Annotated in this window: 8 protein-coding genes; 5 read left to right on the top strand and 3 right to left on the bottom strand. The window is 71.4% G+C overall.

Annotated elements, in window-relative coordinates; genetic code table 11:
• The first annotated feature begins 92 nt into the window (after nucleotides 1-92).
• From DZA62_RS27485 to DZA62_RS27470, 4 genes are all read left to right on the top strand, one after another.
• Nucleotides 93-1,241 carry a glycosyltransferase gene (locus tag DZA62_RS27485; protein ID WP_198664254.1) on the top strand — a complete coding sequence of 383 codons (1,149 nt, stop codon included), beginning with the start codon at nucleotides 93-95 and terminating at the stop codon, nucleotides 1,239-1,241.
• 61 nt (nucleotides 1,242-1,302) lie between these two features.
• On the top strand, nucleotides 1,303-3,135 hold the full coding sequence (locus tag DZA62_RS27480) for an AMP-dependent synthetase/ligase (protein WP_116952152.1): 1,833 nt from the start codon (nucleotides 1,303-1,305) through the stop codon (nucleotides 3,133-3,135).
• A gap of 51 nt (nucleotides 3,136-3,186) precedes the next feature.
• Complete coding sequence (gene hemW, locus DZA62_RS27475) at nucleotides 3,187-4,413, top strand: radical SAM family heme chaperone HemW (RefSeq protein ID WP_116952151.1); 1,227 nt, start codon at nucleotides 3,187-3,189, stop codon at nucleotides 4,411-4,413.
• Between the two features lie 194 nt (nucleotides 4,414-4,607).
• Nucleotides 4,608-4,889 (top strand): hypothetical protein, encoded by a 282-nt coding sequence (locus tag DZA62_RS27470; protein WP_157987946.1) that lies wholly within the window; start codon nucleotides 4,608-4,610, stop codon nucleotides 4,887-4,889.
• Here the strand turns inward: DZA62_RS27470 and DZA62_RS27465 are convergent.
• The 3 genes from DZA62_RS27465 to DZA62_RS27455 all read right to left on the bottom strand — a co-directional run bounded on the left by DZA62_RS27465 (nucleotide 4,861) and on the right by DZA62_RS27455 (nucleotide 8,088).
• Entirely contained in the window at nucleotides 4,861-5,706 is an 846-nt protein-coding gene (locus DZA62_RS27465) for a DUF3097 domain-containing protein (protein ID WP_116952149.1), read from the bottom strand. The two genes, DZA62_RS27470 and DZA62_RS27465, sit on opposite strands and share 29 nt — an antisense overlap.
• Before the next feature lie 164 nt (nucleotides 5,707-5,870).
• A complete protein-coding gene (locus tag DZA62_RS27460; protein WP_116952148.1) occupies nucleotides 5,871-7,370 on the bottom strand; it encodes an MFS transporter in 1,500 nt (499 codons plus the stop codon).
• Between the two features lie 73 nt (nucleotides 7,371-7,443).
• Nucleotides 7,444-8,088 (bottom strand): TetR/AcrR family transcriptional regulator, encoded by a 645-nt coding sequence (locus DZA62_RS27455; protein ID WP_198664253.1) that lies wholly within the window; start codon nucleotides 8,086-8,088, stop codon nucleotides 7,444-7,446.
• Nucleotides 8,089-10,181: 2,093 nt separating this feature from the next.
• Here DZA62_RS27455 and hrcA point away from each other — a divergent pair.
• Entirely contained in the window at nucleotides 10,182-11,228 is a 1,047-nt protein-coding gene (gene hrcA, locus DZA62_RS27445; protein ID WP_116952146.1) for a heat-inducible transcriptional repressor HrcA, read from the top strand.
• The last annotated feature ends 2 nt before the right edge of the window (nucleotides 11,229-11,230 follow it).

The following is an 11,230-nucleotide window of genomic DNA, read 5'->3' as shown; positions in this document are numbered from 1 at the left end:
CGTGAAGACGGATCGAAAGTGGGCGCCGGAATTCACCGGCCGGACACGTCGGCGTCGCCTCGGGGCTGATCCGGACGGACAGAGTGGCGGCCGTGCGCATCCTTCAGGCCGCCAATTTCGTCGCGCCGCACTCCGGCGGGATCCGCACGATGATGCGGCATCTCGCCGACGGCTACGCCGCTGCCGGGCACGAGGTCGTGGCGGTCGTGCCGGGCGAGCGCAACGCGACCCGCGCCACGTCGTACGGCCGCGTCATCGAGATCGCCGCGCCGACCATCCCGGCCACCGGTGGCTACCGGATGATCACCAGGTGGCGCGTCGTCGAGGACCTGCTCGCCGTCATCGCGCCCGACCGCGTCGAGGTGTCCGACCGGATGACGCTGGCCCGCATCGGGCCGTGGGCCGCGCGGCGCAAGGTGCCGTCGGCGGTGTTCTCGCACGAGCGGCTCGACGCGCTGCTCCAGTTCCACCTCGGCCGCGCGCTACCGACGCGGCAGTTGGCCGACCGCTGGAACCGCAAGCTGGCCGCCTCGTTCGGCACCGTCGTCTGCACCACACAGTGGGCCGCCGAGGAGTTCGTCCGGCTCGGCGTCGACAACCTCGCGCACGTGCCGCTGGGCATCGACCTCGAGACGTTCCACCCCCGCCGGCGCGACCTGCGGCTGCGCGCCGAGCTGGCCCGCGGCGCCGACGTGCTCATCGTCACCGCCGTGCGGCTGTCGCCGGAGAAGCGTCCCGACCTGCTCGTCCCGATGGTCGAGGAGCTGGTGAAGCGAGGCGCCAGTGTGCGGATGGTGGTCTGCGGCGACGGCTCGGTCCGCGACATGGTCGCCGAGCAGGCCGAGGGACAGCCGGTCACCATGGCCGGCTTCGTCGCAGACCGTTCCCACCTGGCCGCGGTGCTGGCCAGTGCCGACGTCGTCGTGGCGCCCGGACCGTACGAGACGTTCGGGCTGGCGGCGCTGGAGGCGATGGCCGGCGGCACGCCCGTCGTCGCGAGCGATCGGGGCGCGCTGCCGGAGCTGGTGATCGGCGGGTCCGGACGGACCGCTCCGTCCGATCCCGCGGCGATGGCCGAAGCGGTCCTCGAGGTGGTCGCGGACGGCCCCGCGGCGAGGCGGGCGGCGCGCCGCCGTGCCCAGGATTTCTCCTGGTCGGATACGGTTGAGGGGATGCTTGCGGTGCATGGTTTGCAAACCCGTGCGCCACTCAGACTGTCGCTGGAAGCTACCAGGTCGTAACCTTCCTCCACCTGGCCGGTTTCCGGCCGGTCCCGTCAAGGGCGATTGGGAGGAATGACGCATGAGCCTCGGCACCACTGACAAGGCAGACCTCGTCGCGGTGCGGCCGGCCTCGGTCGGCAGGATGTTCCTGGATCGTGTCGAGGCCACTCCGAGCCGGGAGGCCTACCGCTACCCGAGCGCGTCCGGCTGGTCGTCGCTGACCTGGGACGAGACCAAGGACCGGGTCTGGGTGCTCGCCGCGGGCCTGCTCGACCTCGGCATCGAGCACGAGCAGCGGGTGGCCATCGCGTCGTCGACCCGCATCGAGTGGATCCTCGCCGACCTCGCCATCAACGTCGTCGGCGCCGCCACCACCACCGTCTACCCGACCACCACGCCCGAGGACGTCTCCTACATCCTCAGCGACTCCGACACCCGCGTGGTGTTCGCCGAGAACGCCGAGCAGGCCGCCAAGGTGTTCGACCACCGGGCCGAGCTGCCGTCGCTGACCCGCATCGTGGTCTTCGACGAGGACGGCGTCGACGACCACGACGGCTTCATCATCACGCTCGCCGAGTTGGAGAGGCGCGGCCAGACGCTGCTGGCCGAGCGCCCCGGCGCCGTCGACGACGCGCTCGCCGCCGTCGGCCCCGAGACCCTGGCCACGCTCATCTACACCTCCGGTACCACCGGGCGGCCCAAGGGCGTCCGGCTGGTCAACGACAACTGGGTCTACGAGGGCGTCGCGGTCGACGCGTTCAAGATCCTCTCCGTCGACGACGTCCAGTACCTCTGGCTGCCGTTGTCGCACTCGTTCGGCAAGGCGCTCGAGGCCATCCAGCTGCGCATCGGCTTCGCGACCGCCGTCGACGGCAACCTCGACAACATCGTCGAGGGTCTCGGCGCGGTGAAGCCGACGTTCATGGCCGGCGCGCCGCGCATCTTCGAGAAGGTCCGCGCCCGGGTCATCACCGGCGTCGACAACGAGGGCGGCCCGAAGGCGAAGATCTTCGCGTGGGCGTTCGGCGTCGGCGCCAAGGTGTCGACGCTGCGCCAGAACGGCCAGGAGCCCACCGGACTGCTGAAGTTCCAGTACGGCCTCGCCGACCGGCTGGTGTTCAGCAAGATCAAGGCCCGGCTGGGCGGCAACATCCGGTTCTTCGTCAGCGGCGCGGCCGCGCTCTCCCGCGACGTCGCCGAGTGGTTCCACGCCGCGGGCATGCTCATCCTCGAGGGCTACGGCCTCACCGAGACCAGTGCCGCGTCGTTCGTCAACATGCCCTACGACTGCCGCTTCGGCACCGTCGGCCCGCCGGCCCCCGGCACCCAGGTGAAGATCGCCGACGACGGCGAGATCCTGCTCAAGGGCCCGGGCGTCATGCGCGGCTACCACAAGCTGCCCGACGTCAGCGCCGAGGTGCTCGACGCCGACGGCTGGTTCTGCACCGGCGACATCGGTGAGGTCGTCGACGGCTACCTGCGGGTCACCGACCGCAAGAAGGACCTCATCAAGACCTCCGGCGGCAAGTACGTCGCGCCGCAGGAGATCGAGATCATCTTCAAGGCGGTCAGCCCGCACGCCAGCCAGATCGTCGTCCACGGCGACTCCCGCAACTACTGCGTCGCGCTCATCACGCTCGACCCCGAGGCCATCTCCGACTGGGCCGAGCACCACGAGCTCGGCGGCCGCTCGTACGAGGACCTCACCCGCGCACCGGAGGTGCGGGCACTGGTACAGGGCCAGATCGACCAGCTCAACGCCCGGCTCGAGCGGTGGGAGACGATCAAGAAGTTCGAGATCCTGCCGGCCGACCTCACCGTCGAGGGTGGCGACATCACCCCGAGCCTCAAGGTGAAGCGCAAAGCGGTCGAGAAGAAGTACATGGACGTCCTCGACAGCATGTACGCCTGACGATTTCGCCGGGCGTTTCGTCCAGAGGCCGCCGGGCGGGGACAATGGGACGTGCCCTCCACCCTGCCCGACGGCTCGCCCGCGCCCGCTGACGGCGCGCTGCCGGCCACGGCGCTCCACGGCGTCGGCGGCCGGCCGTTCGGCGTCTACCTGCACGTGCCGTTCTGCACCACGCGGTGCGGCTACTGCGACTTCAACACCTATACCGCGTCCGAGCTGGGGTCGTCGCCGGGTGCGTCGCGCTCGTCCTGGGCCGACGGCGCTATCGCGGAACTGCGGCTGGCCCGCCGGGTGCTCGGCGACGCCGACGTCGCGGTGTCGACGGTGTTCGTCGGCGGCGGCACGCCCACGCTGTTACCGCCGGCCGACCTCGGGCGCGTGCTGCGGTTCGTCGACGACGAGTTCGGGCTGGTCCCGGGTGCCGAGGTCACGACGGAGGCCAACCCTGAGTCGGTCGACGCCCGGTCGTTGGCCGAGCTGCGGGCGGCCGGCTTCACCCGGGTGTCCGTGGGCATGCAGAGCGCGCGGCCGCACGTGCTCGCCGTCCTCGACCGCGTGCACACCCCGGGCCGCCCGGCCCAGGTCGTCGCCGAGGCGCGGCAGGCTGGGTTCGAGCACGTCAGCGTCGACCTCATCTACGGCACGCCGGGGGAGTCCGTCGACGACTGGCGGGCCAGCGTCTCCGACGCGATCGAGGCCGGGCCCGACCACGTCAGCGCCTACGCGCTCATCGTCGAGCCGGGCACCCGGCTGGCCGCACGCATGACCCGCGGCGAGTTGCCCCTCCCGGACGACGACGACCAGGCCGACAAGTACGTGCTGGCCGACTCGCTGCTGTCGTCGGCGGGATTCGCCTGGTACGAGCTGTCCAACTGGGCCGCGTCCGAGGCGGCGCGCTGCGCGCACAACGAGCTGTACTGGACCGGCGCCGACTGGTGGGGCGCCGGGCCGGGCGCGCACAGTCACGTCGGCGGCACCCGCTGGTGGAACGTCAAGCACCCGGCGGCATGGGCGGCGCGGCTGGCGGCGGGCGAGAGTCCGGCGCATGCCCGCGAGATCCTCGACCCCGAGACCCGCCGGGTCGAGCGGGTGTTGCTGGAGGTCCGGCTGGCGGCCGGCCTCGACCTCGCCGTCCTCGACGCCGACGGCCGGGCGGCGGCCGCGAAGGTCGTGGCCGACGGCCTGGCGTCGTCGACCGCCTTCGACGACGGCCGCCTCGTGCTTACCCGTCGTGGCCGCCTCCTCGCCGACGCCGTCGTCCGCGATCTGCTGCCTTGAGTCCGCGGCTCTCGTTATGATCGGCATCCCGATGTCGATCATGGTGGTGCCGATGAGCGCGAAGGACTTCGAGGCACGCAGGAACCACGTCCTTCAGACCTACCGGAAACGGACGAAGGAGCACTACGAGGCGGCAGCGGACCCGCACGGTTCCGCCGCGAAGAAAGGCGCACAAGCCCCTGGTCAGCGAGGCGTTGCGCGACCTACGCCAGATCCGCCGTGAGGTTGTTCAGGCCGAGAAGGGCATCCACGCCGGCAGCCGGCGTTCCATGGGCCGCGAGCGGGGCAAGCGGCACTCGTTCCTCCAGGAGTTCTGGGGACGCGCGGCGGCCGGCCGAGCCCGTGCCGACGCGAAGCAGGCCGTCGGCCGGCGGCGCGACAAGGATCTCGCTCCCTACGCGCGGCTCAAGCTGATCATCGACCAGGACGTCACGAAGCTGATGACCATCAGGGACGGCCTGTCGACGAGTCCGTGACGAAGTCGATCAGTTCCTCGACGCGGCCGAGGAAGGCCGGCTCGAGGTCGGTGTAGGTCGCGACCTTGCCGAGGATGCGTTGCCACGCCTCCCACGGCTCCAGCCGCCAGCCGAGACGGGCGATGACGCCTTCCTTCCAGGGCTCGCCCTTGGGCACCTGCGGCCACGCCTCGATGCCGAGCACCGACGGGCGGACCGCCTGCCAGACGTCGATGTACGGGTGGCCGACGATGAGGACGTCGTCCGCGTGCGGGCCGCCGCGGACCGCGTCGGCCAGGCGCGTCTCCTTGCTGCCGGCCACGAGGTGGTCGAGCATGACGCCGAGGCGCCGGCCGGGGCCGGGCTCGAACTCGGCGACGACGGCGGCGAGGTCGTCGGCGCCGCCGAGCTCCTCGACGACGACGCCCTCGACCCGCAGGTCGTGGCCCCACACCTTCTCGACCAGCTCGGCGTCGTGCTTGCCCTCGACGTAGATGCGGCTCTCGCGAGCGGTGCGGGCCTTGTGGCCCAGCACGGCGACCGAGCCGGACGCGGACACCATGCGGCCGGTCGCCGCCGGCGCCGTCGGGCGGACCAGTTCGACCGGCTTGCCGTCGATCCAGAATCCGGGTCCGAGCGGGAACGCGCGCCGCTTGCCGTGCCGGTCCTCGAGGATCACACCGTGCTTGTCGACCTCGACGACGGCGCCGACGTAGCCGGTCTGCACGTCCTCGACGACGAGCCCCGGCACCGCGGCCTCCTGCGTGCTGACCGGGCGCTTCGGGTGCGGGGAGTTCGTGAGGACGTCGCGGCCGTAGCGATCGTTGAAGGGGCTCACGTCCGCCGACGCTAGTCGCTCGCCGGGCGGGAGAGGGGGAACGACACGTATCGGACACGGCGGGGGCGTCACCGGGTACGGCGGGTGCGCCGCCGCCGGGCATGGCAGGGGCCCCGTCGCCGGACGACGGGGCCCCAGTCTCGGGTGGGCGCGGAGCGCGCCGGTCAGTGGATCATGACCGGGGCGGCCTCGCCCTCGCCGTCGAGCTCGTCGAAGGCGGCCTGCTCGGAGTCCGGGGTCGCGTTCACGAAGAAGAACGCGATGGCCGCGGAGACGACCAGGATGCCCACGGCCCACCAGATGGCGGTGGTGTAGCCGTCGACCATGCCCTGCAGCTGCACCAGCTCGGGCGGCGTGCTGCCGCCGATGTGGGCGCTGATGTAGGACGTGGTGGCGCCGGCCGCGATGGTGTTGAGCAGCGCCGTGCCGATGGCGCCGCCGACCTGCTGCGACGTGTTGATCATCGCCGAGGCGATGCCGGAGTCGCGCGGCTCGACGCCGTACGTCGCCAGGCTCATCGCCGGCATGAACGTGGTGCCGAGGCCGAGGCCGAGCAGGATCTGCGCCGGCAGCAGCAGGCCCACGTACGAGCTGTCGATGTTCATCTGGGTCAGCAGCAGCATGCCGACCGCGGCCACCAGCAGGCCCGGCGTCATGAGGTACCGCGCCGGCACCCTGGTCATCAGCCGCGCGCCCAGCTGGGTCGAGCCGATGACCATGCCGGCCACCATGGGCAGGAACGCCACGCCGGACCGGATGGGGCTGTAGCCCTTGACCACCTGCAGGTAGTACGTCAGGAACAGGAACAGGCCGAACATCGCGATGACGGCCAGGCCGAGCGCCAGGTAGACGCCGCCTCGGTTGCGCTCGAGCACGACGCGCAGCGGCAGCAGCGGCGCCTTGACCTTCCGCTCCACCAGCACGAACGCGACCAGCAGCACCACCGTCAGGACGAACATCGAGACGGTGCCGGCCTCGCTCCAGCCCTCGGTCTCGGCGCGGGTGAAGCCGTAGACCAGCGCCACCAGGCCCAGCGTGCCCAGCACGGTGCCGGGGAGGTCGAGCGGCGAGCGGTTGCGGGTGCCGTCGGGCTCGTGCACCGCGGTGACGGCGCCGACGAACGCGATGGCGGCGATCGGGATGTTGACGAAGAACACCCAGCGCCAGTCGAGGTACTCGGTGAGGATGCCGCCGAGGATCAGGCCGAGCGCCGCGCCACCACCGGCGATGGCGCCGAAGATGCCGAACGCGCGGGCCCGCTCCTTGCCGTCGGTGAACATGACGGCGAGCAGCGACAGTGCCGCCGGGGCCAGCAACGCGCCGAAGACGCCCTGCAATGCGCGGGAGGCGAACATCATGGCCTCGTTGGCGGCGGCGCCACCCAGGGCGGACGCGCCGGCGAAGCCGATCAGGCCGGTGAGGAAGGTGTTCTTGCGGCCCCACATGTCGGCGACTCGCCCGCCGAGCAGCAGCAGGCTGCCGAACGCCAGCGCGTAGGCGGTGATGACCCACTGCCGATTGGCGTCGGAGATGCCGAGGTCGGCCTGCGCCGACGGGAGCGCGATGTTCACGATGGTGGCGTCCAGCACGACCATCAGCTGGGCGATGGCGATGAACGCCAGAGCCCGCCACCGCCTGGGATCAGGCAGCTGTGTTTCAGGCATGACGAAGTCCAATCAGGGTGACGAAAAATGTGTGCTGAACAGGGTCGGGACCGCCGTCGGCCCGCCTGGTGGCTTACTTGATTTCGAAGTCCTCGAAGGTCACCGCGGTGCCGCACAGCTCTGAGCGGGCAGGCGCGCGCAGGCCGTCGAGGAAGAGCTGGAGATGCCGGTGCATGAAGCGTTCGACGTGCGCACACGCGGTGCCGGCGACGGGACGGGTCAGCTGCGTGATCGCGACCATGAGATCACCGATGCCGACGTCGGGCCGCAGCTGACCGGACTCGCGAGCGTTGTCCATCAGCTCGGTGACGACCTTCTCCAACCGGATTCGGGCGTCCATCACGTGGGGGTCGTTCTTGTCGAAGCCTTCGTACAGCAGCGAGCACAGCGCGCCGACCCGCTCGTCGGCGGCGCGGTGAACGAACCGACGCAGCGCCTCGAACGCGTCGGTCTCCTCGGCGAGCGCCGACTCGGCCTGCTCCGTGAGGCGGGCCAGCGAGTACGACGCGACGACGTGGATGAGCTCGTGCCGGTCGGCGAAGTGCCGGTACAGCGTGGCGTTGCCCACGCCCGCGCGGTGTGCGATGGCGTCCAACGGCACGGTGGGGCCGTGCTCGACGAACGCCTCACGCGCCGCGGCGATGATGCGCTCACGGTTGCGGGTGGCGTCGACGCGAGCCGGCTGTGCCCTGCGCTCGGCTGTCGCCATGCCGCCCATGATTCCCCCTTCGAGTCGTACGACGAAACGGAGAACTTCTCTCCGTTTCGTGAACCGGGGAGTGCGTCCCCGGTTCAGTTGGACCTGTGGTGAAACGGGGAGGGCATCCCCGGTTATTTCCCAGGCTGGATGTGACCTGCATCACATCTGGTGTCGGCGCCCTCGCCGATGCGGCCACGATCGAGCTTCGCGCCGCCCCGGCCAGGACGGCAACCGGATTTCCAGCACGTTCGCAACCTACGCGCCGCCACCGACAAAGTCGGCGCTCCTGCACCGGTGACCCTCCTCGGGGCGGCCCGGAAACGGCGTCGGCCCGGGCGGCGGGGTCCGTGGCGGGCGTGGCGTCAGCCCGGGGCGTGGCGTCGGTGGGGCATGGCGCTGAGGCTGGAGCCGGTTCGGCGTACGTGGCGCCGGGGTCTGTGGCAGACGTGGCGTCGGTCCAGGGGGCGTGGTGCCGGGGTCTGTGGCAGACGTGGCGTCGGTCCAGGGGGCGTGGTGCCGGTGTGGCGCTGGTCCGGGTTCGAGCGGCGTCGGCGCGGGGTTGGTGGCGTCGGTCTGAGGGCGCCTCCGCGAGCGCGCGTTGCGGACCCCTCCCGTACGGGTGGGGGCCCACCCTATGGGCGGGCGCCGACAGGGTCCCGGGCGTTCGGCCGGCGGACTGAGCGTCGGTGCGGGCGGGGCGTTCGGCCGGCGGACTGAGCGTCGGTGCGGGCGGGGCGTTCGGCCCGGCGGACTGAGCGTCGACCGGGCCGGCTGGTGGCTTGGGCGGTTCGGTTGGCCGGGCGTACGTGTGTCGGGTTCGCGCCGTTCGCCGTCCCCCTGCTGCCCATTCTCTCAGCCGCGGGACCGCGCCTCAAGCGGACTCTGTGGGGCGCTTCGCGCCGACGAGACCGCTTGACCCGCGGTCCCGCGGTCTAAGAACTGGCAGCTATCAGGGGGACGGGGCGAGTCTGGGCACGCCTCGAGGTCACAGCCGACGTCACCCACTCGTCGCTGACGTGAACCGAGCCTTCGGCGGCCGTCGCCTCGGCCGTGCCGGCGGCTGCGGGCTGGTGGACGCCGATGATCATCAACGATCGCGTACTTCACCAGGCGTTCTCCCGCTCTGCGAGGCGTGCATGCCTGGTGGAGTGGGAGAACGCCTGGTGAAGTGGTGTGTGAGCCGGTGTTCACGAGCGGTTGCGTGCCGCCAGGGCATCAGTGAGCCGTCTCTTGATCACCGTTCTCACCGCGGCCCACGCCGACATCAACGGAGCTGGGTCGACGGCCGGAAGCGCCTGGATCGATGGCCGACCCTGACCGACTGGACGCACTGGACGCACTGGACCGACTGGACGCACTGGACCGACTGGACGCACTGGACCGACTGGACGCACTGGACCGACTGGACCGACCGGGCCACCGTCGGCTGTCGGCAACGGAGCTGGATCGACGGCCGGAAGCGCCCGGATCGATGGCCGCCCCTGACCGGCTGGACGCACTGGACCGACTGGACCGACCGGGCCGACCGGGCCACCGTCGGCTGTCGGCAACGGAGCTGGATCGACGGCCGGAAGCGCCCGGATCGATGGCCGACCCTGACTGACTGGACGCACTGGACCGACTGGACCGACCGGGCCACCGCCGACCGTCGTCAGCCCCGGTCTGCCGCAGTCCCGGTCCGCCGTGAACCGCCCCGGTCCACCCAGTCCTGGCCCACTGCGAACCGCAGCCCCCGGCCGGCGGCGACCCGTTGCCACAGTCCGCTGCGAACCGCCGCCCCCGGCCGGCGGCGACCCGTTGCCACAGTCCGCTGCGAACCGCCGCCCCCGGCCCGCGGCGACCCGTTGCCACAGTCCGCTGCGAACCGCCGCCCGGGCACTGCTGACAGTCAGGACCGTCGCGCACGTCACCAGGCGTTCCGGTGCTGCGCCCGGCGTGCAAGCCCGCCGACGCACCGGAAGACCCCGCGACGCACCCAGAAACGCCGCCAGATCTCGCCACGTGGTCACGACAGCACTCAGGGACACACCGTCCCCGAGGTGTGACCTGCGAGGAAAGACGTAGGCGTCCGGAACCACGTAGAATTGGCACTTGCAAGGGTCGAGTGCCAAATGCGCGGCGGGAGGTGTACCCGGTTGTCCGTCGATGACCGCAAGCTCGACGTCCTCAGGGCGATCGTCGAGGACTACGTCGCCACCCAGGAGCCGGTCGGGTCGAAGGCACTGGTCGACCGGCACCATCTCGGGGTGTCGCCGGCCACCATCCGCAACGACATGGCGGCGCTGGAGGAGGAGGGCTACATCGCCCAGCCGCACACCAGCGCCGGCCGGGTGCCCACCGACAAGGGCTACCGGCTGTTCGTCGACCGGCTGTCGACGGTGAAGCCGTTGTCGCCGCCCGAGCGCCGGGCCATCCAGACGTTCCTCGACGGCGCGCTCGACCTCGACGACGTCGTATCGCGGACGGTGCGGCTGCTGGCGCAGCTGACCCGGCAGGCCGCCGTCGTGCAGTATCCGTCGCTGAGCCGGTCGACGGTGCGGCACGTCGAGCTGGTCATGCTGGCGCCGGCGCGGGTACTGGTGGTGCTCATCACCGACACCGGCCGGGTCGAGCAGCGCGTCGTCGATCTGCCGGCCGACGCCGACGACGTACTGGTCGGCGAGTTGCGGGCGCGCATCAACGCGCTCGTCACCGGGCAGGACTTCGCGTCGGTCGAGACGCGGGTGGCCGAGCTCGGCGAACGCTTCGGCCCCGAAGACCGCGCCACCGTCGCCGCCGTCACGGCCACGCTGCTCAGCACGCTCATCGAGCGGCACGAGGAGCGGGTCGCCGTCGCCGGGACGGGCAACCTCGCCCGCTACGGCCAGGAGTTCGACCACGAGCTCGAGCCGCTGCTGTCGGCGCTCGAGGAGCACGTCGTGCTGCTCCGGCTGCTCGGCGAGGCCACCAGCCCCACCCCCGTCCGGGTCCGCATCGGCAGCGAGAACGCGCAGACCGGGCTCTCGGCCACGTCCGTCGTCACCTCGGGCTACGGGCCGGGTGAGCTGGCGCTGGCTAGCATGGGGGTGGTCGGACCGACCCGCATGGACTACCCCGGCACCATCGCGGCCGTCGGCGCCGTCGCTCGATATGTCAGCAAGATTCTCGCGCCTCACTAGGG

It is taken from the genome of Jiangella endophytica (assembly GCF_003427025.1).
In the GTDB taxonomy this organism is placed as follows: Bacteria; Actinomycetota; Actinomycetes; order Jiangellales; family Jiangellaceae; genus Jiangella; species Jiangella endophytica.
The sequence above is the reverse complement of the archived record's forward strand: the minus strand, read 5'-3'. Positions and strand labels throughout refer to the sequence as shown.

What these genes read in the sequence shown, in the direction of transcription:
- hrcA (WP_116952146.1), top strand. Translation starts at nt 10,182, where the DNA reads ATGCGCGGCGGGAGGTGTACCCGGTTGTCCGTCGATGACCGCAAGCTC.
- DZA62_RS27455 (WP_198664253.1), bottom strand. Translation starts at nt 8,088, where the DNA reads ATGGGCGGCATGGCGACAGCCGAGCGCAGGGCACAGCCGGCTCGCGTC.
- DZA62_RS27460 (WP_116952148.1), bottom strand. Translation starts at nt 7,370, where the DNA reads ATGCCTGAAACACAGCTGCCTGATCCCAGGCGGTGGCGGGCTCTGGCG.
- DZA62_RS27480 (WP_116952152.1), top strand. Translation starts at nt 1,303, where the DNA reads ATGAGCCTCGGCACCACTGACAAGGCAGACCTCGTCGCGGTGCGGCCG.